We start from the raw sequence: 25,428 nt of genomic DNA on the forward strand, positions 1-25,428 counted from the left end.
TTGCGTTAATTCTTGCGTAGAGCCAATAGATAGGAAATAGAAATGAAAGTTAGGGCCTCTGTAAAAAAACTATGTCGCAATTGCAAAGTGATTCGAAGAAACCGTGTAGTACGCGTGATCTGTACGGATCCAAGGCATAAGCAAAGACAAGGCTAGTTGGTTACGAGAATTGTAATAGAAACCCGTGATTTTATTGGTAAAATTTGCGGCTTCATGCGTAAAAAAGCGCAAAAGAAACTTTAGTTAGGAGTGTAATGTGGCACGTATTGCCGGAATAAATATCCCAGTGCATAAGCACACTGAAATTGCCTTAACGGCAATCTTTGGTATTGGGCGAACTCGTTCACGAGAGATTTGCGCAGTGACTGGCATAAGCCCTGCAGCTAAAATTAAAGATTTAACTGAAGAGGAAGTTGAAAAGCTTCGTACTGAGGTAGCTAAATTTCAGGTTGAAGGTGATTTACGTCGAGAAGTTTCTATGAACATCAAACGTTTGATGGACTTGGGAACATATCGTGGTATTCGTCATCGACGCGGTTTACCACTCCGAGGACAACGAACAAAAACCAATGCACGTTCACGCAAAGGTCCACGTCGTCCTATTAAGAGATAAAGAAATAAGCAAGGTTACTATTTATGGCAACAGCAAGCACAGGTCGCACAAAGAAGAAAGTTAAAAGAGTTGTTACTGACGGTATCGCTCATATTAATGCTTCTTTTAATAATACCATTATAACTATCACAGACCGTCAAGGTAATGCGCTCGCATGGGCAACTTCAGGTGGGTCAGGGTTTAGAGGATCACGCAAAAGTACACCATTTGCTGCTCAAGTAGCGGCAGAAAGATGTGGAAATGTTGCTTTAGAATACGGTATGAAGAATTTAGATGTTTTGGTCAAAGGACCTGGGCCTGGTAGAGAATCTGCAGTACGTTCATTGAACGCACTAGGTTTTAAAATCACTAATATTTCAGATATAACCCCAATTCCACATAATGGGTGTAGACCGCCTAAAAAGCGAAGAGTGTAAGTAGTTATGGCTAGATATTTAGGACCAAAGTGTAAGTTAAGTCGTCGTGAAGGAACCGATTTATTCCTTAAGAGTCGTGTACGTCCATTAGACTCCAAGTGTAAAGCTGACAAAGTTCCAGGACAGCATGGAGATAAACGAGGAAGAACTTCTGACTATGGTTTGCAGTTACGTGAGAAGCAAAAACTGCGTCGTATGTATGGCGTATTAGAAAAGCAGTTTAGTAACTACTACAAGAAAGCGAATTTAAAGAAAGGTTCTACCGGTGAAAACTTGTTAGAGCTATTAGAGTGTCGTTTAGATAACGTAGTCTACCGCATGGGATTCGGTGTTACTCGTGCTGAGTGCAGACAACTGGTTAGCCACAAATCTATTGAAGTAAATGGTTCGCTAGTGAATATTCCTTCTTATCAGGTTAAAGCCGAAGACGTTATTTCAGTGCGAGAAAAAGCACGCAAGCAATTACGAATTCAAGATTCGTTAAACACTGCTGAGCAATTTGGTTTCCCAGATTGGGTCACGGTCGATACAAAGAAAATGACGGGGACTTTCAGATCTGCACCAGAAAGAACTGATCTATCTTCAGATATTAACGAATCGCTCGTAGTCGAGCTTTACTCTAAGTAATCACAGCGGGAGAGGATATATATGGCAAGTTCAAACGAGTTACTTAAGCCTAGGTTAGTTGACGTTAATGTCATTAACTCTCAGAGCGCAAAAATAGTCTTAGAGCCATTAGAAAGAGGCTTTGGTCATACGCTTGGGAATGCTTTACGACGCATTTTGCTTTCTTCAATTCAAGGATGTGCCATTGTAGAGGCGCAGATTGAAGGGGTATTGCACGAATACACTGCTATCGAAGGTGTTCAAGAAGATGTTGTCGATATTTTGCTAAACCTAAAAGGTGTAGCAATTAAAATGCACAACAAAAACGAAGCCATGCTAACTGTTAATAAGAATGGTCCTGGTGTGTTAACTGCAGCAGACATTCAAGGTGACCATGATATTGAGATCGTCAACCCAGACCATGTGATTGCGCATCTAACAACAGGTAGCTCAATTAATATGACATTAAAAGTAGCAAAGGGCCGTGGGTACGTTCCTTCAACACAAAGAACATCTGACGAAGATCGCCCAATTGGTGCATTAATGCTAGATGCTAGCTTCAGTCCGGTTCGACGTGTGTCTTATTCAGTAGAAAGTGCGCGTGTAGAGCAACGTACTAATTTAGATAAATTGATTATTGATTTGCAAACAGATGGCACTGTTGACCCAGAAGAAACAGTACGCAAAGCGGCGGGAATTCTTCAGCAACAATTAACTGTCTTTGTTGACCTTCAAGGTGATGAGCAAGAAGAGCAAGCACCAAGTGAAGCTGAGATTGACCCAATTCTAATGCGTCCAGTTGACGACTTAGAGCTAACAGTCAGATCTGCAAACTGCTTGAAAGCAGAGAATATTTACTACATTGGTGACTTAATTCAACGCACTGAAGTGGAGTTATTGAAAACGCCAAACTTGGGTAAGAAGTCATTAACAGAAATAAAAGATGTGCTTGGTTCACATGGTCTATCGCTTGGTATGCGATTAGAAAATTGGCCACCGGCGCATATGAAAGATGAACGCAAATCAATCATATAAGATTGTCAGGTAAAAATTATGCGACACAGACATTCAGGTAGAAAATTAAATCGTACAGACGCACATCGTAACGCTATGTTTCAAAACATGGCGGTTTCACTAGTCGAGCATGAAGTAATTAAAACAACACTACCAAAAGCTAAAGAATTGCGAAAAGTACTTGAGCCATTAATTACTCGAGCAAAAGACGACACTGTTTCACAACGACGTGTTGTGTTTTCACGTTTACGTGATAAAGCGGCTGTAGGAAAATTGTTTACAGAATTAGGTCCGCGATACAAAGAACGTCCAGGCGGTTATCTACGTATTCTTAAATGTGGTTTCCGCAGTGGAGATAATGCACCAATGGCGTTAGTGGAGTTGGTTGATCGACCAGAATAAATAATAAGAATTTGAAACAGCAAAAAAGCCAGGCATGTCCTGGCTTTTTTGCGTTATGAGCTTTAAAAACAAGAAATTGAATGGCCAGGATTAATTTTTGCCTCTTTGTTTGACTAAGAAAATACTCGTTCTATACACATTAAATGTGTATTAATTGTGAATAATGCCGATTAAATTATGTTAATACTATAATAGAGTTAACTGAATCACTAAATATGTGCTTAATTGCTATTAATATTATTTGTAAATAACAATTAAGGGTGTTGTCATATTTTGGTCTACTTGTGAAAAATTCAGCAAGAAAAATGATTATGCAAAGAGTAATACACTATATAGGTATGTTGTTGTGTTGGTTGCTTATTCATTCCTCTCTGTATGCAAACGATACTAGCGATAGTCGTGTTAGCCATTCTTCGGAAATTAAAGCATTAAAACTTCAAGTTAAAGAATCAAAGATTGTATATAAGAGTATGCAATATGTTCGTGAATCTGTGTCGCCAAATTTATTGAAATTGGTTAGGGATGCGCAGACTCAGGAATCAAGTGTAAATTTTATTGTGAACTTGCATGATGATAGTTGTGAAAGTGAAATAGAGGCTAGATCCAATTGGAACGTCAGTGAAAAAATAAATTTAATGAAAGAACTTAGAAAAGAAGTTCAATCAGATTTGATGAAAAGGATGAATAGTATCAAGCCACTATTAATTCGGAATTATGATCCTTTTAATTCAATGGAAGTTTCTGTTCAAAACGAAGAAGAGCTTCTAAATTTAATGCGAGATCCTAGAGTAAAGTCAGTGCGGCCAATTGTTGAGCTGAAGCCGCTATTGTCAGAATCATTGCCTTTAATAAAGCATAATCTGGCACAGTCTCAAGGATATACAGGTGAGGGTATCTCCGTAGCGGTTGTAGATAGTGGAATAGATTATCTAAATGGTAATTTTGGTAGTTGCGCTATTCCGGTAAGTACAGCTAACCCTAACTGCTCAGTTATCGTTGATATGGATTTTGGAGTAATAGATGGTGCTGGCGGTGATAGTTTGTCGGACCACGGTACTCGTGTGGCAGCAACAGTTTTAGGTGTTGCTGGTGATGTAAATATTATTGGTTTAGATGTATTTGAAGATTCTGGTCCAGATGCTTTAGCGCCATCCTCAACCATTATGCAGGCTTTGCAGTGGGTGGCGACAAATGCCTCAACATATAATATTGCTGCTGTTAATCTTAGTTTAGGTGGCGGTTTATTCTCAGGTAATTGTGATAGTGATTTTAGCGCAGGATTTGATGCTGGTATATTTTCGACACTACAGACTTTGGGTGTAGTCCCAGTTGTTGCTAGTGGTAATGATGGTGTAAAAACTCAAATTAGTTCCCCCGCATGTTATTCAGACGCAGTGTCAGTTGGAGCGGTGAGCGATACAACACTTAGCGCTGCCGGGTTTATTTTTAATTATGATGCTGTTGATAGTTACTCAAACAGTTCATCTGAACTAGATTTATTGGCGCCTGGTTCGCTTATTGCAGTTCCAGGTTTGATTGGATCCGCTTTTGGTACTTCATTTGCCGCGCCACATGTTAGTGGTGCATCAGCATTATTGCGTGCATCGAATGCATTTCCTGATGAAACGGTTCAACAAACTATAGATAGGCTTGCTACTAGCGGCGATTTAATAACAGATACGATTGGCGGAAAAATCACTCCGCGCATAAATGTAGCAAGAGCGCTTGAACTTATCGATTCTCCAGACATCACTTACCCGTTAACAGGGACAACGCTGGCCAGTGCAAACGAGACAGTGTCATGGGATGCGATGGGGACAGTGCCACAGTATTGGGCGGTGTTAGTTGGTAGCAATGGACTCGGTAGTTATGATGTACATCATAGCGGTGTATTGTCAGGCAGTAGTACGAGTAACGCAGTGTCATTTCCCACGGATGGACGAGAAGTGACCGTGGGATTGTATGCATTTATAAATGGTGCATGGAACACTATGGATTCAGAAGTGGTGAATACGTTTATGGCGCCACCACCAGCTGCGCCCGAGATCACCAGTCCATTAACAGGGACGACATTAACAAGTAGCAGTGTCACGGTGTCATGGGATGCGATGGGGACAGTGCCACAGTATTGGGCGGTGTTAGTTGGTAGCAATGGACTCGGTAGTTATGATGTACATCATAGCGGTGTATTGTCAGGCAGTAGTACGAGTAACGCAGTGTCATTTCCCACGGATGGACGAGAAGTGACCGTGGGATTGTATGCATTTATAAATGGTGCATGGAACACTATGGATTCAGAAGTGGTGAATACGTTTATGGCGCCACCACCAGCTGCGCCCGAGATCACCAGTCCATTAACAGGGACGACATTAACAAGTAGCAGTGTCACGGTGTCATGGGATGCGATGGGGACAGTGCCACAGTATTGGGCGGTGTTAGTTGGTAGCAATGGACTCGGTAGTTATGATGTACATCATAGCGGTGTATTGTCAGGCAGTAGTACGAGTAACGCAGTGTCATTTCCCACGGATGGACGAGAAGTGACCGTGGGATTGTATGCATTTATAAATGGTGCATGGAACACTATGGATTCAGAAGTGGTGAACACGTTTATGGCGCCACCACCAGCTGCGCCCGAGATCACCAGTCCATTAACAGGGACGACATTAACAAGTAGCAGTGTCACGGTGTCATGGGATGCGATGGGGACAGTGCCACAGTATTGGGCGGTGTTAGTTGGTAGCAATGGACTCGGTAGTTATGATGTACATCATAGCGGTGTATTGTCAGGCAGTAGTACGAGTAACGCAGTGTCATTTCCCACGGATGGACGAGAAGTGACCGTGGGATTGTATGCATTTATAAATGGTGCATGGAACACTATGGATTCAGAAGTGGTGAACACGTTTATGGCGCCACCACCAGCTGCGCCCGAGATCACCAGTCCATTAACAGGGACGACATTAACAAGTAGCAGTGTCACGGTGTCATGGGATGCGATGGGCACGGTGCCACAGTATTGGGCGGTGTTAGTTGGTAGCAATGGACTCGGTAGTTATGATGTACATCATAGCGGTGTATTGTCAGGCAGTAGTACGAGTAACGCAGTGTCATTTCCCACGGATGGACGAGAAGTGACCGTGGGATTGTATGCATTTATAAATGGTGCATGGAACACTATGGATTCAGAAGTGGTGAACACGTTTATGGCGCCACCACCAGCTGCGCCCGAGATCACCAGTCCATTAACAGGGACGACATTAACAAGTAGCAGTGTCACGGTGTCATGGGATGCGATGGGGACAGTGCCACAGTATTGGGCGGTGTTAGTTGGTAGCAATGGACTCGGTAGTTATGATGTACATCATAGCGGTGTATTGTCAGGCAGTAGTACGAGTAACGCAGTGTCATTTCCCACGGATGGACGAGAAGTGACCGTGGGATTGTATGCATTTATAAATGGTGCATGGAACACTATGGATTCAGAAGTGGTAACGACTTCTAATTAGATTAATAAAATATTTAATTAAACAATATACTTTTTAAGTATCTGCCGGTGTAGGATGGTGTGCAATTTGTTGTTTGCTCTGGCGTTCCTATAGAGACGACTTCTCCACCTCCCGAGCCTCCTTCTGGTCCAAGGTCAATTACCCAATCGGCTGTTTTAATTACATCCAAATTATGTTCGATCACAATTAATGTGTTGCCGTGATCTCTAAGTTTATGTAGTACAGTTAACAGCTGTTCCACGTCATGGAAGTGTAATCCGGTTGTAGGTTCATCCAGTATATAAAGTGTTTTTCCTGTGTCTCGCTTAGATAACTCGCGTGATAGTTTTACCCGTTGTGCTTCACCACCTGAAAGAGTGGTTGCACTTTGCCCTAGTGTTATATATGTCAGTCCTACAGCAACGAGAGTGTCTAGTTTACGTTTAATCACTGGCACAGCATTAAAAAATTCTAGTGCATCTTCTATTGTCATTTGCAGAACGTCGTAGATATTTTTACCTTTGTACTGAATTTCTAAAGTTTCGCGGTTATAGCGTTTACTTTTGCATACATCACATGGCACATAAACATCGGGTAAAAAATGCATCTCTACGCGAATTACACCATCACCCTGGCATGCTTCACAGCGACCACCTTTAACATTGAAGCTGAATCGCCCGGGAGTGTATCCGCGTGAGCGCGCTTCTTGTGTGCCTGAAAATAATTCACGAATAGGTGTGAACAAGCCAGTATATGTGGCTGGGTTTGAGCGCGGTGTTCTACCAATCGGACTTTGATCAATTTCTACAACTTTATCGAAATGTTCCAGGCCCTCTATTTCTTCATACTGTGAGACTGCGATGCTTGATTTATTTAAATGTCTTGCAGCAGCAGCGTATAGTGTATTGTTTATCAGTGTTGACTTGCCTGAACCAGAAACTCCTGTTACGGCAATGAATAATCCAATAGGAAAATCAACATTGATTGATTTGAGATTGTTTCCACTCGCACCACGAACAGTAAGAATTTTTTCTGCATCGACAGGTGTTCGTTTAGTAGGGATTCCTATTGCTTGCTTACCAGACAAATATTGTCCTGTCAGAGAATTATTGTTATCACATACTTGTTTAGGCGTGCCTTGAGCAACTATTACACCGCCATGTATGCCTGCGCCTGGGCCAATATCAACGACATAATCTGCTGCTCGAATTGCTTCTTCATCATGTTCAACTACAATGACAGTGTTTCCTATATCACGTAAGCGAGTTAATGTATTAAGAAGACGCTGATTATCTCTCTGATGTAACCCTATGGAAGGTTCATCTAATACATACATTACACCAACTAAGCCTGAACCTATCTGAGAGGCTAAGCGAATACGTTGCGCTTCGCCGCCTGATAATGTGTCAGCACTTCTATCTAAGCTTAAGTAGTCTAGTCCAACATTGACTAAAAATGATAAGCGATCACGAATTTCATTAATGACTTTTGCACCAACTTGCGCACGATGGCCTTGAAGTTCAATTTCTTCAAAAAAAGTTAATGCTTGCTTAATTGAAATGGCTGTCAAAGATGGCAAGTTGCGGTCACTGACAAATACATGTCTTGCTTGAGTGTTTAAGCGGTCACCATGACAACTTTCGCATGATTGTTCTGATAAGTATTTGCTAAGTTCATCTCTAACAAGATGTGAGTCGGTTTGATCAAAACGCCTTTCCATGTTTGGAATGATTCCTTCAAAGGCATGTTTCTTAGTGACGCTACGTCCTTTTTCATTGATATATTTGAAATCAATTATTTCTTCGCCGCTGCCGTATAAAATGATTTCTTGCAGCTCTTCATCTAGTGTTTCAAATGGCGCTTCTATATCAAATTCATAGTGCGTAGCAAGTGATTGAATCATCTGAAAGTAATGTGCATTTCGGCGGTCCCAACCGCGAATAGCTCCACCAGCACAACTGAGTTGCGGTGAGCTAACAATTAATTCTGGATCAAAATACTCTTCTATACCTAAACCATCGCAGCTCTGGCAAGCACCAATTGGATTGTTGAATGAGAATAGGCGTGGTTCTAATTCGCTTACGCTATATCCACAGATTGGACAGGCAAATCGTGCAGAGAATAATAATGACGCTGCTTTGGGGTCATCCATAAAGGCAATTTCGGCAATATCGTCAGCAAGTTTTAATGCGGTCTCAAAAGATTCTGCGAGTCGCAGTTCTATGCCAGATTTGACCTTAAAGCGATCTACAACCACTTCAATTGTATGTTTTTTGCGCAAATCCAGTTTAGGTGGCTCGTCTAATTCGTAGACTTCTCCATCGATGCGAGCACGTAAAAAGCCCTGTGCATGGAGTTGCTGGAATAACTGTAAATGCTCACCTTTGCGATTCTGAACGACAGGAGCTAATAGCATCAGACGGCTATCAGCAGGCATCTCCATGACTTTATCGACCATTTGGCTAACGGTTTGCGCGTTAAGGTCATTACCGTGATTGGGGCATTTGGGTGTGCCTACACGCGCATATAGAAGACGTAAATAGTCATATATCTCGGTGATTGTTCCTACAGTTGAGCGTGGGTTATGCGAGGTCGATTTTTGCTCAATTGAGATGGCTGGAGATAGGCCTTCAATTGTGTCGACATCGGGTTTTTCTAATCGCGCTAAAAACTGTCGAGCATAGGCGGATAAAGATTCAACGTAACGGCGCTGTCCTTCAGCAAAAATTGTGTCAAATGCGAGTGAAGATTTACCTGAACCTGATAGGCCTGTAATTACAATCAATTCATCACGCGGTAAATCTAAATCAATGTTTTTTAAGTTATGGGTGCGAGCCCCGCGAATTTTAATCGCCGCCATGCGCGTATCTCGGTAAAGGTAAACTTGCTAATATACGTGCTTTCAACCATGCAACGCAAAGAAACGAGTGCTCCTATTAATGTACAGGTTAAACAATGAACTCGATTGAGCGTCGTGCAGCAATATCGCTTGCGCTGATATACGCCACGCGCATGCTTGGTTTATTCATGATATTGCCGGTGTTTGCTATATATGCCGAACAACTAACGGATGTCACGCCCTTGTTAGTGGGGTTAGCGATCGGTATTTATGGACTCACTCAAGCGGCATTTCAAATTCCGTTTGGTACATGGTCAGATAAAATTGGCCGCAAGCCCGTAATTATTACAGGCTTAGCTATTTTTATGCTCGGTAGTGTCATTGCTGCTCAAGCGGATTCAATTTATTGGGTAATTGTTGGGCGTGCGATGCAAGGAATGGGTGCTATTGCATCAGCTATTATGGCATTAGCTTCAGATCTAACCCGAGAAGAACAGCGCACTAAAGTAATGGCCATTATTGGTGCCAGTATTGGCGCTTCATTTATGCTGGCGTTAGTATTAGGTCCGGTCTTGCAGGCATGGGTAGGTGTGCCGGGGATTTTTTGGATCACTGCCATACTTGCTGTGATGGGAATCATCATTGTTGCAGCTTTAATTCCTACACCAGTTCAAGCGGGGCAAAAAACGGCGGTAGTAAATCGAGCAACCCTAGGTTCTGTTTTGAGCGATTCACAGTTGTTACGGCTAGATGCTGGAGTTTTTCTTTTGCATATGGCATTAACCGCCATTTTTGTTGTTGTTCCTCTGATTTTGAGAGACCAATATCAAATTATCCCTGCGCAGCATTGGAAGGTTTACTTAACAGTAATGATTGTTTCATTAATATTGTTAGTGCCAACAATTATAGTTTCTGAAAAATATAAAAAGATAAAAATAGCATTTAGTTTTGCGATCTTTATATGTGCTATTGGATTGCTAGTAATGGCTTGGAGCTCGCAAAGCTTCAAAGTTTTCTTTATTTCAATGGTAATGTTTTTCTGGGGTTTTAACTTTCTTGAGGCTAGTATGCCTTCATTGGTCTCTAAGTTGAGTAACCCTTTGAATAAAGGTATGTCCATGGGCGTATTTTCCAGCAGTCAATTCCTAGGGGCTTTCGCTGGTGGTGTCATGGCTGGATTATTACTGCAAAATTTTGATCAAAATGCGGTATTTTTGTTCGCATTTGTTATGTTTTTGATTTGGTTTCTAGTAGCATTCTCTATGCAGACACCTGTAGATTTCATGAGCTATACCGCTCATCTAGGTAAGATAAAATCATCTCAAATAGAGCAGGTTGCGGTTTCATTGCAAGCGTTACCTGGAGTCGCAGAAGCAACAGTGATTCCAGAGGAAGGTATTGCTTACTTGCGGGTCAACAGAGACACATTTGAAGAAGATAAAGTTAAACAGTTCTGCACACAATTAAATTAAACGAGACATTGAGAAAAGAGGATAAGTCATGGCGCGAGGTGTAAATAAAGTAATTATCGTTGGTAATTTAGGCCAAGATCCAGAGGTGAAGTATATGCCTAGCGGGCAAGCAGTTTGCAACATTAGTGTTGCCACTACTGATAGCTGGAGCGATAAAGCCACAGGTGAAAAACAAGAAAAAACTGAATGGCATCGTGTTGTTTTTTTTAGAAGACTTGCAGAAATTGCTGGTGAGTACCTTCGTAAAGGATCACAAGTATATATCGAAGGGCGATTACAAACGCGAAAGTGGCAGGATCAAAGCGGTGCAGATAAATACACCACAGAAATCATTGCCAACGAAATGCAAATGTTAGGTGGTCGCGGCGGCGGTGCCAGCGGTGGTGGGTTTGATGCGCCTCCAGCAGCTGATGAAGGTTATGGTAGCTCAAGTCCAAAAGCTGCAAAACCTGCTCCCAGTACTGCAGATGATTTTGATGATGATATTCCGTTTTGATATTAAGCATTCGATTATCTGAATAAATCTCTAATCTGTTGTATCAAGATATCGCCTGTCATATCTGCATAGGTGGAAAATCAGTGACAGGTGAGAAATCACAGATTCTTGTGCATCATACACTTGAATAAAATTAAACTACTAATTATTGCTCCTACATTTTATCCAGTACATGGAGGGGCGGGACTGCGCTTCTATCGATATCTCCCTTTTCTATACGAAAATAATATAGAAGTGACAGTCGTCTGTGGTACGCCAAAATTAAAAAAATTCACACGAGAAGACCATCAGGCTGATTGGGTGCATGCTGTCGATGGGGAGTTGATTTCTGAATTAGAGATTTCAAATGCGAAAATACTTAAATATAAAATACATGGTGAAAGTGCAAAAAAAAGATCTGAAATATTATTAAATAAAGCGATTGAGCGTAGTGAGGATCAAAATACCAAACCAGATGTGGTGCATATCATTGCTCCCATGCCATTTAAAGTGCTTAGCCAACTTGGAAAGTTGAGAGCGATGGGGGTAAAGCTGGTGTATTCACATACTATTGCTAAAAAATACTCAGAGAATATTTTGCTTGAGAAAATTCAAAAATGGAAGGTTCGAAAAATCAATCAGCACTACCATTCGATTATTGTTCAGTCAGCATCAATGAAAGAGACTCTTTTAAAGGATAATTCTAAAGCAAATATTCGTATTATTTTAAATGGGGTGGATACAGATAAATTTTGTCCGCTTGAAAATGAACAAGATAAACAAAATTTAAGAAACAAACTTGGATTGCCTATTGATGCTAAGCTCATCACTCTAGTGGGCGCCGTGCATCCAAGAAAAGGTACAGATTTGTTAGTTGAAGCTTGGTCTGTCTTGGTAAGGAAATTTCAAGATATGCATTTGATAATCATCGGACCTAGGTACGACCAGTCACGCAAAGAGCTGAAGCAATTTAAAGATGCTATGGAACAGATGATAAAGAGTTCTGCCAGTGAGTCTAATATACATTTTCTCGGCCAAGTGGATAATGTTAATGAATATTTGCAAATATCGGATTTATTTGTTTTCCCCTCAAAAAGAGAAGGCATGCCAAATGCAGTATTGGAAGCAATGTCTACTGGTGTAGCTGTTATTCTCACGCCTTTTATCGGTCTATCAAAAGAAATGGGTGATGAAGGAAGTGAATACCTTCTTTCGCAGCGATCTAGCAATGAAATAGCAAAAAACATTTGCTATGTCTTAGAAAATAATGAGCTGCAGACTAACCTTGCAAGATGTGCTCGTAATTGGGTTGTTGATTATATGGGCCTTGCATCAACTATCAGATCACATGCAGACCTTTACAGGCATTTGTTAACTTAAATATTCCTTAAAATAAGAACTATAGAAATGTGCGGCATAGCGGGAATTTTATATTCTGAGTCTCAAATAAATCACGAAGACTTTTCATCTTTAGTAAAAGCGATGGGTGACACATTGGCTCATCGTGGTCCTGATGATAGTGGAGAGTGGGTGAGTGCTGAAGACGGAATTGGTTTGGCACATAGACGATTGTCTATAATAGATTTATCTCCTGCCGGACATCAGCCAATGATTTCTAATAGTGGTCGTTATGTGTTGGTTTTTAATGGAGAGATATATAACTTCAAGGAAATACGAGCGAACCTAGAGAAGAATGGTATCCCATTCAAAGGTCATTCTGATACAGAAACATTGCTTGAAAGTATTGCTTATATTGGCTTGGATAAAACGCTTGAGCAACTTAATGGAATGTTTGCGTTTGCACTTTGGGATAAAGAGCAACAATCATTAACACTGGCTAGGGACAGAGTTGGTAAAAAACCTTTGTATTACGGATGGTGTAACGGGACGTTTCTATTTGGCTCAGAGTTAAAAGCATTAAAGGAGCACCCTGATTTTGATAATGAAATAGACAGAGCGGCTTTAGGTCAATTTATACAGTATTCTTGGTTAAACGGTCCGGCATCAATTTATAATAAAATTAACAAACTATCTCCCGGTTCTTATATTAGAATTTTCCAAAGCGATACTATAGAGTCTTTAGAGCCTACTATTTATTGGTCTGCATTAGAATCTGCAATTCATGGCCAAGGTTCTTTATTTTCATCTTCATATTTGGATGCAGTTGATCAACTTGAAGAACTATTACTTGGTTCGGTTGATCGCAGAATGATCGCAGATGTTGAGCTGGGTGCTTTATTGTCTGGAGGGATAGACTCGTCATTAATAGTCTCTATGATGCAAGCACAAACATCAAAAAAAGTGAAAACATTTTCGATTGGTTTCCATGAGGAATCTCATAACGAAGCGATCCATGCTAAGAAAATTGCTCAATATCTAGGAACTCAACATACAGAAATGTACGTAGCACCCAAAGATTGTATGGACGTAATTCCTTTGTTGCCTGAAATTTATGATGAACCATTTGGTGATGTATCTCAGATTCCAACTTACTTGGTTAGCAAGTTAGCTAATGAAAAAGTTAAGGTTGTATTGTCTGGTGATGGAGGTGATGAATTATTTGCCGGATATACACGATATTTCAGGTGTCTTGATCACTGGAAAAAACATGAGCTTGTACCGATGTCTATAAGGCCATTTATTGGTGGGTCAATGGACTTGGCAGCTAAGTCATTATGGTATTTGCTAGCTAACTCTAAGACTGATCAAGGAGTGAAAGGTTGGAGGCGTTTTGGTGCAAAGCTTGAAAAGCGAGCAAGGAGAATTGATGCAAAAAGCTCAACTGAATTGTTTGTGCGTATGATGGCAAGATATAAGAACATTAGTGATATTGTAATTGAGGGTAATGATACAACTTCAATGTTCTCGAAAAAAAATACATGGCCAAATCATTCTGATCCAATTCTAAATATGATGTTAATTGATACTATGTGCTATCTGCCTGACGACATTCTGGTTAAAGTAGATAGAGCAAGTATGGCAACAAGCCTAGAAGCACGAAGCCCATTGTTAGATAAAACTATTATGGAATTTTCATGGAAGATTCCAATGTCAATGAAAGTTGATCAGTTTGGGGGAAAGAGAATTCTTAAAGATGTGCTGGCTAGATATGTACCTAGAGAATTAACAGATAGAAAAAAAATGGGGTTTGGAGTGCCGATAGGAAGATGGGTTAGAGGCCCATTACAAGATTGGGCTGAAGATCTGTTAGAGCCAAGTAAAGTAAATCAACAAGGTTATTTTAATGAGTCTGCAGTGCAAAGAATTTGGAAGCAACATAAATCCGGGTGGAGAAATCATGATGATATAATATGGTCTATTCTCATGTTCCAGGCTTGGTTGGATAAGCGCTAAGTAAATGGCAAAAGTAGCAATATTCGTGAATAGCTTGTCGGGTGGCGGTATGGAGAGAGCCATGTTGAACCTAGCGAATCATTTTGCGATTAATGGGCTAGATGTAGATTTATTAGTAGCATCAAAAAAAGGTCAGTTACTTACAGAAGTTACTGAGAATATTAATTTAATAGACTTGAAAAACTATCGGTCAAGTCGTAAATCAATACGACTGTGGTTACTTAAATCGCTGCTATCTGTTGAATATTTGTTTTTTATATTGATGTTTATATGGAAGTTACCTAAGGCGATAAAAGTTATACCAAGTTTGGCGGAGTATATAGATGATCACTCTCCAGATGTTATTATGAGTACACCAACGACGGCGAATCTAGCTTTAATCTGGGCATCTAGTTATTGTAAATTCGACAATAAAGTGTTTCTCAGAGAAGCATCAACGTTATCACAGGAGCTAAAGCATAAACGCAGTTTATTTTTTAGGATGATAAAAAGATTTGTATCGAAATGGTACGATAAATCGGATGGGGTTATTTGTGTTTCTGAAGGGGTGCGACAAGATTTAATAAGTAATTTTTCAGTGCAAAGTTCAAAACTTCACTTTCTGTATAATATAATTGATATAGAAGGTATCAAGAAAAGGTCTATGTCTTGTGAGTATAAAGATCAGATTAATAATTATGGTAAATATATACTATCTGTAGGCAGGCTCGAAAAACAAAAGGATTTTGAAACTTTAATTAGAGCATTTAAGTTAATAGTAGATAGAACCAATTGTAATCTTGTAATTTTAGGTGAAGGTGCTGAGAGGCAATCATTAGAAAAATTGATTGAAGATCTATCATTATCTGGGCGTGTAGAAATGCCTGGTTATTATGTTAATCCGTATCCATTTATAAAATATTGTGAAGTATTAGCTTTGTCTTCAAGATGGGAGGGTTGCCCTAACGTTCTGCGTGAGGCACTGGTTCTACAAAAAAAAATTGTCAGCACTGACTGTCCTTCAGGAGTGAGAGAGCTATTGGAAGGCGGAAAATGGGGCGCATTAGTTGAAATTGGTGATGTGGATCATTATTCAAGAGAGCTCGAAAAAATGATTAATTCAAAATTCATCCCTAATAATTCTAAAGCAGAAGAAATGAACTTTGAAGCAATAAGGCATTACAAAGAATTATTGCAGGTTTAATAATCTAGAGAAATTTGAATAATTTAATAAATCTAATTATTTCTGCATGAAAAATTTAATATTAGAGCGAGAAATAACTTTTTTCTTGGGCTCGTTAGATAGGGGTGGCGCTCAAACTGTCATGCTCAATTTGCTTTCGGAATTTATGCGAAATGGTGTAAGGGTAACATTATTACTAACTAGTAATGCCGGGGCTTTGTCATCAAGTGTACCGGATAATGTGCAGGTTATAGTTCTAAAAAAACATACCGCATTTAATACATTAATATGTTTGCTTAAATTACCTGTTACTGATCTATTCAGAACTGCTAAGTTAATGATGTGTGAGAGCCCTTCTCTCTTTAAACGGTTGCCATCGTTGGTAAAATATTTAGAATCCAGCCAGCCTAAAAATTTCATGTCTACATTAGATGTATTAAATATTATGGCGCTGATTTCAAAACGAATTGCAAATGTAAATACAAGTATGTATGTGCGTCAAACAACTTTTCATTCTCGATATATAGATCAGTCAAGTAAATATTTTGACAAATATTTACTTCCTGAGTTAATGCGACGGTGGTATCACACTGCAGACAGGGTAATTGCATTAACTGAGAGTATGAAAAAAGATTTGGTCGATAATGTTGGTATAACTGAGTATTCTATATTGACAATAAACAACCCAATTGATATTGGTAAAGTGAAGGAATTGTCTTTGGAAAATTTGGAGGATGATTGGTTTAACGACGGAAATGTTCCGATAGTATTAGCTGTAGGCAGGCTCGACGTTCTAAAAGGTTATTCATCTTTAATTGATAGCATTAAATTAGTTAATCAGGTCCAAGAGGTTAGATTGGTGATATTGGGTGAAGGGATTGCGCGTCGGTCACTTGAAATTCAGATTGATAAACTAATGTTGAAAGAAGTCGTTATGCTGCCTGGAGAAGTAAAGAATCCTTATAAATATATGGTTAAGTCAGATGTCTTTGTTCTCTCTTCGTTGTGTGAAGGGTTTCCTAATGTTTTGTTAGAGGCATTAGCTTGTGGTTGCAATATTGTGAGTACTGATTGTGATAGTGGTCCTCGAGATATTCTCGTTAGTGGTAAATATGGCAGATTGGTACCAGTTGGGGATGTGAAATCGCTGGCTAAAGAAATAACCAATGCTTTAGAAAACCCGATGAGTAAAAAAGACGCGATTAATAAAGCATATACATATAATTTAAGAAAAATCGCAAAAGAGTATTTGGATGTAGCGTGCTGAATATATATTTATGTGTGGTATAAGCGCGATACTCAAGCGCACAGGAGTGCAGGATGCAGATATTTCGAGTTTGCAAAGAATGTTGCGCGTACAACAACATCGAGGGCCAGATGCATCACAGGTCAAAAAATTAGATAATGCTGCTTTAGGTCATGTTCGACTTAGTATTATTGATATCGATGGTGGTACTCAGCCCATGTCTGCACATGATGGCAGGTATACCATCGTTTTTAATGGAGAAATTTTCAATTATCTCGAACTACGTAAACGCTTGGAAAAGTCGGGATGTCGATTTAAAAGCAAGTCCGATACTGAGGTATTATTACATGCTTATATAACTTGGGGTACAGCCGTAGTTTCACATCTTAATGGGCAATTTGCATTTGTTATTTGGGATAGTGTAAATAATTCTGCATTTGCAGCTAGAGACCGGTTTGGTGAAAAGCCCTTCTACTATAGCCAAATAGATGATAGTGGATTAATAATCTCATCAGAAATAAAAGGATTGTTGGCATCCAAGTACATCAAGCCAAAAATTGATAGGTCTTCATTAGACTTGTACCTATCTTTACTATATATCCCTCCTGATAGATCTATATACGCAAATATTAACTCGCTTCCGCCTGCATGTTGTATGACATGGAGCCATGGGGCTCTAAAAAGTTGGAGATATTGGGAACCAGAATTTTCAACCAAGCATAAAACATCAAGAGATCAAATTATTGAAGGCACACAGTTTTATCTTAAGCAATCTGTGAGTAGACAGATGCAGTCTGATGTTCCTATAGGAGCATTGTTGAGCGGTGGTCTCGATTCGTCTACAACTGTTGCATTAATGTCAAAATTAAGTGAGAAACCGATTAAAACATTCTGTGCATACTTTGGCGATACAATTGATGAGAGGCCATATGCAAATGCAGTCTCGACCTTATATAAAACAGAGCATCATGAATTAAATGTTGATTTTCATATTGAAGAACATATACATGATTTATTAAATATATACGATGAGCCTTTTGCGGATAGTTCGGCTATCGCAACATATTTAATATCGAAATATGCCAGTGAATACGTAAAAGTTGTTTTAACTGGAGATGGCGCAGATGAGGTTTTTGGAGGATACGGTTGGTATACCAAGGCATTAATGTCTCAAGAATTACATGAAGGTTCATTTTCATTGGTTGGAAATAGATTGCTTAAAGCAATTTATAGTACGGTTGGTATATCAGATAAAAGAAATAATATGGCGGAGAAGATTAGACTGCATAAGTCGTTGCAGCGCCATGGGTCTATTTTAAATCAACATATAAAAGAACAAACTAGCTATTCCAAATTAAAGTCTAATTTGGGTTATAAGCCTAGTATTGATTCAATTGAAACAATGAGAAAAAGCTTTATGCCCAATGTTAATTATTCTCAAATAGATCAAATTTTTAGCTACGATTATAAAACCTATCTGCCGGGTGACATTTTAAGAAAAGTTGATCGTGCATCTATGGCGGTGAGTCTCGAATCTAGAGCCCCATTTTTAGATGTAGATTTAGTAGAATTTGTTATCTCTAACCACTGGGGAGTTCGTCTAGAAATAAACAAATCTAAGTCTCTACTCAGAGATGCATTTTCTGATAGTTGGCCAAGTAATGTGCGTAATAGAGAGAAACAAGGGTTTGGTGGGCCAGTAGAACAATGGATAAAGAGGCCGGCAATGCAATCAATGACAAAAAATATTTTTAATAAGAGTCATATTATCGCGGAATTTTTCCCTAATATAGAAAGAGCTATTGAAAATTGTACATCTCAAGACTGGTGGACTCTATTAATGCTAGGGCTTTGGCTTGAAAAGCACGGTGATACTTTAAGCTGATTAATTATGGCTGAAAATATATTCATAGAAATTAAAGGGGGGCTAGGGAATCAGTTATTCCAGTATGCAGCTGCTTATTGTTTGTCAAACAAATTAAATTGTAACGTTAAAGTAAATGTGCAATGGTTTGAACAGTATGAAGAAAGAGAATTTTTATTGGATCAATTTAATATTGATTTAGAATATGCGACCAAGGAAGAGCTAGAATCGTTTGTCAAAAAAAAGAATAATTTTATTACCAGGTTTGTAACTGGAAAAAAATTTAATAACAAATGCAAAAGAACTGATGCAGTTATATACAATCAGCCCGGTTTTCATTACGATCAAAATTTTCTTGACTATAAAGCGCCGACATTGCTGCAAGGTTACTTTCAGTCAGAGAAGTATTTTTTACCGGTAGAATCCAAGATCCGAGATATATTCAAATTGAAGGCTTCTATATCCTCGGCTAGTCAGTCGATCTTGAAAGAGATAAAGTCAGCGGATTACTCTGTAGCACTACATGTGCGGAGAGGGGATTATGTGGGTAGCGATGTACATTGCGTTTGCCCGCCGCAGTACTATAGTAGAGCAATTGAAATATTGAAATCTAGTGTTAGCAAAGACGCCAAATTTTTTGTTTTTTCAGATGATATTGGTTTCGCAAAATCAATCCTCCCTTCTAGCAAACAGTTTTACTATATTAGGGGCACTCAAGACAATACATGTGAAGATATGATGCTCATGTCTGCCTGCGATAACTTTATTGTCGCGAACTCTAGTTTTAGTTGGTGGGGTGCATGGCTAAGTGGAAATGCTGAAAAGATGGTTATTGCACCAAAGAACTGGTTTGCTCGAGAAAGTATGCTTGTTTATAACTGCGTTGATTTGTACCCTGATAAATGGATGTTAATGTGAAAAGTCATAAGCCATTAATATCTGTATTAATGAGTGTTTTTAATGGTAGTGAGTATCTTGAAGAAGCAATTTACAGTATACGAAATCAGTCCTTCAAAGATTTTGAGTTTATTATAGTTGATGATGGTTCAATCGATAATTCAATTGAAATAATTCAAAGTAGTGCAATCCAAGACTCAAGAATAAAGCTCATTGTTAATTCTGAGAATTTAGGTTTAGCAGCTAGTTTAAATAAGGGTATGAGGTTATCTGCTGGAAAATATATTGCGAGAATGGACGCGGATGATGTGAGCGCATCAACGAGATTGCAGGAGCAATATAATTATATGGAAAATCATCCAGATACAATAATATTGGGCACATGGATGAAGCCAATTGGCGAAGTCCAAGGAGAAAATATTATCTGGGAGATGCCTGTAAATAATGAAGAAATTTTAGCAAATTTATGCTTCGATTCTGTGATTTGTCACCCTTCTGTGATGATGCGAGGTGAATGGATACGACAGAATGAAATAGAATATGATGAAACCTTGCGTGCTACACAAGACTATGACTTATGGATAAGACTTTCGCAGGAATATTCAGCAAAATTTGAAAATTTACCGAGCGCGCTTGTTAGTTATAGAGTGCATACTAACTCTGTATCTAATGCATCAAGTAAAATACAACAAAAAATTGCTAAATCAATATACAATCGCCACCTGAATAAATTAGGGGTCAATCCATCTGAAGAGGAATTGAATGTTCATCAAATAGTTGCAACTCGAAGCTTTCGAGAAAATGCTATTCTCCTTGAAGATATTGGACAATGGCTTTTAAAGTTAAAAGAAGCAAACAGACAGTTGGAAATTTATCCAATTTTAGAATTTGAAAATTTATTAGAAAAATTATGGTACAGGGCCTGTTATAATTCAACAAGTCGAGGTCTAGAAACTGTATTGCTCTTCATCAAGTATAAAGCGATCGGTTTGAAGGCGATCTCACTGAGAAAATGGTTTAACTTAATAGCAAGATCCATAGTCAAATAGAATAAGTAGAATAAATTCAAAAAGGTAAAAATGAGCTCAGATAATATTACATTCTCGTTCGGTGAGAATTGGAGAGATTTTGTAAAGCAGGTTGACAAAGACGATATCAACCGTGCCAATGAAGATATACTTAGTTGGATTTCTGCAGATAATATAGCTGGAAAACGTGTTTTGGATATCGGATGCGGTTCGGGTTTGCACTCATACTGCTTCTATAATCAAAAAGTAAGTGAATTAGTATCCATAGATGTTGATAAATCTTCGGTAGATGCTACTCATGTTATGAGAGAGTATGCTGGTGAGCCAGACAATTGGCAGGTAGACACTATCTCTGTACTTGATAATTGTAAGCTTGAACCCCTTGGCGTATTTAATATTGTGTATTCTTGGGGTGTTTTACATCACACAGGCAAAATGTGGGAGGCAATAGAGAACGCGGCAAAAATGGTTGATTGCGGAGGCTTGTTCTTTATTTCCTTATACAAAAAAGGTGAAAAGTATCCTAAAGATCTAGCAATAAAAAGGCATTACAATAATCTTTCGTCTATAGGTAAGAAGTTATTTGTTTATAAAAAAATCATTAAAATAATGTGGAAGAGGTTGAAAAAAGGAAAGAATCCATTTGCATGGAATGAGCGAGTTGAAAGAGGAATGAATCGATATCACGACCTGATAGATTGGTATGGTGGACTTCCGTATGAAGTTGCTTCAACGGATGAGGTGGAAGAATTTCTTAAAAATATGTCATTTGAAATGGTTAAATTCAAAGAGACAAAGGAAAGATGTTGTAATGTTTACTTGTTCAAAAAAAAATAAGATGAGGTTAAGTTTTATATACTGAGCTATTTAGTAGCCTTTTTAGCTTTAATGTAGCAGACTTTATCTTTCCAGATAGGCTGCCAGTAAATATCTTCTATTTCGAAACCATTGTCTAATATTAGCTTTACAAGATTTTTGTATGTTGGATGCCAGGTGTGGTGATCTATGTATTTATTGATGCCAAATTTAGGGTATATGTGATTATTTACATAGTCCAAGCATTTTTCTTTTACAGGGATTATCCCGTCTTTACCGCCTTCTACATACATGCCAACTAATAGTTTGCCATTATCTTTCAATATGCGATGTGCTTCTATGAGTGCTAAATCAGGTACCAGGACGTGGTCAAGCATAGAACGCATATGCGCCCAATCAAATGTTTTGCTTTTAAAAGGAATGAACTCTGCCATTGCTGATACAAAGTTTAAATGTTTTGATAAGCACTTATAAGCCTCCATTTTAGCAGATGGTACTTCTAGAGGAGCATTGATATATGGGTCGATTGAAACAAATCTATAGCTGGTGTTGATTAATTCTCTTACGGTGCCTACACCGCCACCAATATCAATAATATCGCCAGATAATTCAAAATATTCATAAGTGGGCATATCATATTGAATCTCTTTTCTATAATTTTTAACTTTATTATTATAACCTGATGAACTTGTTTCCCAGTTTTCATAAGCGTCTTGACCAGAATTCCATTTAGAATGGCCCAGAGTGTTTTTTAAATGAACTCTTGCATCAATTATGTTGTAATGCTTAGTGAAGCTATCTATGGATACGCTAAGTTTAGTCACGGGGTCAGCGAGCGTCGATTTAACCCAATCATCTAGCTCAAATTGGCTATAGTCATTCATCTATTTTATTTTGGTCCATTATTAAGTATCAAATCTAACAGAAAGTATAATGGATATGCTTAGCTAATTAAAAGAATATGTTATTTGACTATTTACTGCAAAGAGATTGAGAGCATTTTTGGATATTTGAATACATAAATAGTACTACATAATAAAAAAATGGATAATAAGTTTACAATCATAGTGCCAACTCGTGAGCGTGCCGATACTCTTGTCTACACAATTAGATCTTTGTTAGATATTAAATATGAGAATCTAGAAATCATTATTTCTGATAATGCAAGCATGGATAATACAAAAGATGTTATTGATTCGTTTGATGATAAACGTCTAACTTATATTCAAACAGGTAAACGCGTAAGTATGAATGCAAACTGGGAGTTTGCATTGACTCATGTAGATGGAGGTTATGTTAGTTATATTGGTGATGATGATGCATTTTTGCCTGAATCTATCAGCGAGATTAATAATCTAATTAATAGATTCCAAGTTGATGCCGTTACCTGGAAAAAAGTAGAATATTGCTGGCCAAATCATATTGAAGATAAATTTAAAAACTATCTATCAATTCCATTAAAAAATGAAATACGAATTCTAGACGCAAATATACAAAGAGAAAAGCTGCTTAAGTTTAGTATTTCATATAATATGCTTCCGTGTTTATATAATAGTTTCGTTAATTATAATGTTATAAAAAAAGCAATTGATAAAAAGGCTGATAATAGTTTTTTTAATTCTCTCTGCCCCGATATATATTCAGGGATTGTTATTTCATATTTTCTAAAAAATTATATCTATAGCTATAGGCCATTTTCAGTAAATGGAGCATCAAAGCATAGTGGAGGTACTAGTTACTTCTCAAATAAAATGAAGCTATCTTCAAATAAGTTTTTATCAGAAAATACTACAGAGATAACAAATAAACTTGTGCTAGCTCCCTCAATGGTAATAATCGTAGCAATTGAGTTTTATAATGTAGCTAAAATATATGGATTTAAAGAATGTAATATTTCTTTAAATATTATAGTCGATAAGTCACTAAAAGAAATTAATACATTAAATGAGAAAAATCGTATAGAGGTCTATTGTGCAATTGAAAAAATTGTTACTCTGAATAAATTAAATGTAAATCTGCCTGAATTAACTCGTGCAATAAAAAATGAGCAGATAATTATTTATGGATACAATAAAAAAGAAGATTCATTGAACTTAAGAGCAGATATGTACCAAATAGTTAATGTGTACGATGCTGCAAAAGCTGTTAGCGGTATCTTGCCTAATTACAATGAATTGGAATTGAAGGCTAAAAGCGCAAGTAATCTTATCCAAAGACTTACTCTAACTAGTAAATAATCTCTCATATTTTTATTATGAAATTAAAAAAAATAATTAAAAAACTAAGAAATTTAAAAAAATCAGATAATTTAGAATCGATAAATAATGTTGACTTATTAAGCTGTGTCGGAGATAAGGATTCTACTATTCTTGAAATTGGTTGTAATAATGGATCTGATACAAATAGATTCTTGAAGTTGTTTCCAAAAGCTAAGATATATTGCTTTGAACCAGACCCAAGAGCTCTGGTTAAATTTGAAGATAATGTTAGAAGTAGTCGTGTTTTTTTAAATAAAGTCGCAATCTCTGATAAAAACGGCGTTATAGAATTTTATGCTAGTGATGGCATGCCTGCTGAATCTTACCAACAAAATTACCCAAAGGGCTGGGATGCATCTGGGTCAATTCGCAAGCCAACAGGACATCTAATACAACATCCATGGTGTAAATTTGATAATGTAATAAATGTCAAAACTGTAACATTGGATACATGGGCATCAACTAACAATATCAGGTATATCGATTTTATTTGGGCAGATGTCCAGGGTGCGGAAATTGATGTCATAAAAGGTGGAATCGAAACTCTAAAGAAAACAAAGTATTTATATACTGAATATAGTGATGATGAGTTATATCATGGGCAAGCTACATTAGAACAAATGCTAGAAATAATTCCTTTTTTTATTATCGAGCGAAAATACATTAATGATGTTCTTCTGCGGAATACGCTTGTATCTTAAATGAAAAATTATGACAGGCAATCACGATTAGATTCGATAGCGCAAGATTATGAAGATTAAAAAATTATTCAAAATAAATTTAGGTAGAGAAAATAAGTATAATCGAGATAAATGGGTGGTAAGTAGCATAGAGTCTTTAGCTGCTGGAAGTAAGATTCTTGATGCTGGCGCAGGTCCACAGATATACAGAAAATATTGTGATCACTTGGTTTATGTTTCCCAAGATTTTGCTAAATATGATGGTGGAGATTTGTCTGGTGAAGTTGGTATGCACGATAAAGAATTTCACTATGAAGGATTAGATATTGTCAGTGATATAACATCAATACCTGAAGAAGATGCCTCATTTGATGCGATTCTTTGCACAGAAGTATTAGAGCACGTTCCATATCCAGTGCATGCTTTGACTGAGTTTTCTAGGTTGCTTAAGCCCGGTGGTACATTATTGTTAACTGCGCCTTTCAATTCGCTTACACATTTTGCGCCATATTTCTTCTGTACAGGCTTTAGTATCTATTGGTATCAATATCACCTTAATAAGCTTGGATTTGAGCTAAAAGAAGCAATTCCAAATGGCAATTACTATGGAGTTCTTGCTCAAGAAATAGAAAGGCTGCCATTGATAGCTTCTCGATATTCTTCTAGTAAGTCTGGAGTGTTATTTAAGTTTTCATCATGGGTGCTTAAATTGGCGTTAATGAAGCTAAATAAAAGTGACAAGCACAGTGATGAGATTCAATGCTATGGTTACCACGTATTCGCAATAAAAAAATAAAT

Annotated in this window: 22 protein-coding genes; 20 read left to right on the top strand and 2 right to left on the bottom strand. The window is 38.0% G+C overall.

The genetic code is table 11. The features are described from left to right. Positions 1–42: 42 nt before the first annotated feature. The 7 genes from rpmJ (at position 43) to R8G33_00555 (ending at position 6,560) form a co-directional block, all read left to right on the top strand. Positions 43–156, top strand: a complete 114-nt coding sequence (gene rpmJ / locus R8G33_00525; GenBank protein MDW3094134.1) for a 50S ribosomal protein L36 — start codon at positions 43–45, stop codon at positions 154–156. A 100-nt stretch (positions 157–256) separates the two neighbouring features. Continuing rightward, positions 257–613: a 30S ribosomal protein S13 gene (gene rpsM / locus R8G33_00530; protein MDW3094135.1), complete on the top strand. Its 357-nt coding sequence runs from the start codon at positions 257–259 to the stop codon at positions 611–613. Between the two features lie 23 nt (positions 614–636). Further along, complete coding sequence (gene rpsK / locus R8G33_00535; protein ID MDW3094136.1) at positions 637–1,029, top strand: 30S ribosomal protein S11; 393 nt, start codon at positions 637–639, stop codon at positions 1,027–1,029. Between the two features lie 6 nt (positions 1,030–1,035). Continuing rightward, positions 1,036–1,656 (top strand): 30S ribosomal protein S4, encoded by a 621-nt coding sequence (gene rpsD, locus R8G33_00540; GenBank protein MDW3094137.1) that lies wholly within the window; start codon positions 1,036–1,038, stop codon positions 1,654–1,656. Positions 1,657–1,677: 21 nt separating this feature from the next. Then, positions 1,678–2,670 carry a DNA-directed RNA polymerase subunit alpha gene (rpoA, locus tag R8G33_00545; GenBank protein ID MDW3094138.1) on the top strand — a complete coding sequence of 331 codons (993 nt, stop codon included), beginning with the start codon at positions 1,678–1,680 and terminating at the stop codon, positions 2,668–2,670. Between the two features lie 18 nt (positions 2,671–2,688). Continuing rightward, positions 2,689–3,051, top strand: coding sequence for a 50S ribosomal protein L17 (gene rplQ, locus R8G33_00550; protein MDW3094139.1), 363 nt, complete (start codon positions 2,689–2,691; stop codon positions 3,049–3,051). A 311-nt stretch (positions 3,052–3,362) separates the two neighbouring features. Then, the gene (locus tag R8G33_00555; GenBank protein MDW3094140.1) at positions 3,363–6,560 is read left to right on the top strand and encodes a S8 family serine peptidase; all 3,198 of its coding nucleotides are present in this window, start codon (positions 3,363–3,365) and stop codon (positions 6,558–6,560) included. A gap of 13 nt (positions 6,561–6,573) precedes the next feature. On the opposite strand, the gene uvrA is transcribed toward R8G33_00555, so the two are convergent. After that, positions 6,574–9,399, bottom strand: coding sequence for an excinuclease ABC subunit UvrA (gene uvrA, locus R8G33_00560; protein ID MDW3094141.1), 2,826 nt, complete (start codon positions 9,397–9,399; stop codon positions 6,574–6,576). A 95-nt stretch (positions 9,400–9,494) separates the two neighbouring features. Between uvrA and R8G33_00565 the strand changes: the two genes are divergently transcribed. The 10 genes from R8G33_00565 to R8G33_00610 all read left to right on the top strand — a co-directional run bounded on the left by R8G33_00565 (position 9,495) and on the right by R8G33_00610 (position 21,713). Continuing rightward, positions 9,495–10,850 carry an MFS transporter gene (locus R8G33_00565; protein MDW3094142.1) on the top strand — a complete coding sequence of 452 codons (1,356 nt, stop codon included), beginning with the start codon at positions 9,495–9,497 and terminating at the stop codon, positions 10,848–10,850. A 28-nt stretch (positions 10,851–10,878) separates the two neighbouring features. After that, positions 10,879–11,346: a single-stranded DNA-binding protein gene (gene ssb, locus R8G33_00570; GenBank protein MDW3094143.1), complete on the top strand. Its 468-nt coding sequence runs from the start codon at positions 10,879–10,881 to the stop codon at positions 11,344–11,346. A 123-nt stretch (positions 11,347–11,469) separates the two neighbouring features. Then, positions 11,470–12,705, top strand: coding sequence for a glycosyltransferase family 4 protein (locus tag R8G33_00575; GenBank protein MDW3094144.1), 1,236 nt, complete (start codon positions 11,470–11,472; stop codon positions 12,703–12,705). A gap of 27 nt (positions 12,706–12,732) precedes the next feature. Beyond that, positions 12,733–14,679: an asparagine synthase (glutamine-hydrolyzing) gene (gene asnB / locus R8G33_00580; GenBank protein ID MDW3094145.1), complete on the top strand. Its 1,947-nt coding sequence runs from the start codon at positions 12,733–12,735 to the stop codon at positions 14,677–14,679. 4 nt (positions 14,680–14,683) lie between these two features. Beyond that, on the top strand, positions 14,684–15,862 hold the full coding sequence (locus R8G33_00585; GenBank protein MDW3094146.1) for a glycosyltransferase: 1,179 nt from the start codon (positions 14,684–14,686) through the stop codon (positions 15,860–15,862). A 46-nt stretch (positions 15,863–15,908) separates the two neighbouring features. Further along, positions 15,909–17,108: a glycosyltransferase gene (locus tag R8G33_00590; GenBank protein ID MDW3094147.1), complete on the top strand. Its 1,200-nt coding sequence runs from the start codon at positions 15,909–15,911 to the stop codon at positions 17,106–17,108. 10 nt (positions 17,109–17,118) lie between these two features. Continuing rightward, complete coding sequence (asnB, locus tag R8G33_00595) at positions 17,119–18,972, top strand: asparagine synthase (glutamine-hydrolyzing) (GenBank protein MDW3094148.1); 1,854 nt, start codon at positions 17,119–17,121, stop codon at positions 18,970–18,972. Positions 18,973–18,978: 6 nt separating this feature from the next. Then, on the top strand, positions 18,979–19,869 hold the full coding sequence (locus tag R8G33_00600; protein ID MDW3094149.1) for an alpha-1,2-fucosyltransferase: 891 nt from the start codon (positions 18,979–18,981) through the stop codon (positions 19,867–19,869). A 29-nt stretch (positions 19,870–19,898) separates the two neighbouring features. After that, positions 19,899–20,897, top strand: a complete 999-nt coding sequence (locus tag R8G33_00605; GenBank protein ID MDW3094150.1) for a glycosyltransferase family 2 protein — start codon at positions 19,899–19,901, stop codon at positions 20,895–20,897. A gap of 30 nt (positions 20,898–20,927) precedes the next feature. Then, positions 20,928–21,713: a class I SAM-dependent methyltransferase gene (locus tag R8G33_00610; protein MDW3094151.1), complete on the top strand. Its 786-nt coding sequence runs from the start codon at positions 20,928–20,930 to the stop codon at positions 21,711–21,713. A 26-nt stretch (positions 21,714–21,739) separates the two neighbouring features. Here the strand turns inward: R8G33_00610 and R8G33_00615 are convergent, their stop codons facing one another. After that, positions 21,740–22,576, bottom strand: a complete 837-nt coding sequence (locus tag R8G33_00615) for a class I SAM-dependent methyltransferase (protein ID MDW3094152.1) — start codon at positions 22,574–22,576, stop codon at positions 21,740–21,742. A gap of 159 nt (positions 22,577–22,735) precedes the next feature. On the opposite strand from R8G33_00615, the gene R8G33_00620 reads away from it, so the two are divergent. From R8G33_00620 to R8G33_00630, 3 genes are read left to right on the top strand one after another with little or no spacing between them, the layout of a single operon-like run. Continuing rightward, on the top strand, positions 22,736–23,929 hold the full coding sequence (locus R8G33_00620) for a glycosyltransferase family 2 protein (protein MDW3094153.1): 1,194 nt from the start codon (positions 22,736–22,738) through the stop codon (positions 23,927–23,929). Between the two features lie 17 nt (positions 23,930–23,946). Then, a complete protein-coding gene (locus R8G33_00625) occupies positions 23,947–24,651 on the top strand; it encodes an FkbM family methyltransferase (GenBank protein MDW3094154.1) in 705 nt (234 codons plus the stop codon). Between the two features lie 49 nt (positions 24,652–24,700). Continuing rightward, positions 24,701–25,426, top strand: coding sequence for a class I SAM-dependent methyltransferase (locus tag R8G33_00630; GenBank protein MDW3094155.1), 726 nt, complete (start codon positions 24,701–24,703; stop codon positions 25,424–25,426). Positions 25,427–25,428: the final 2 nt, after the last annotated feature.

The sequence above is a fragment of the Gammaproteobacteria bacterium genome, from assembly GCA_033344735.1.
Lineage (GTDB): Bacteria > Pseudomonadota > Gammaproteobacteria > UBA4575 > UBA4575 > UBA1858.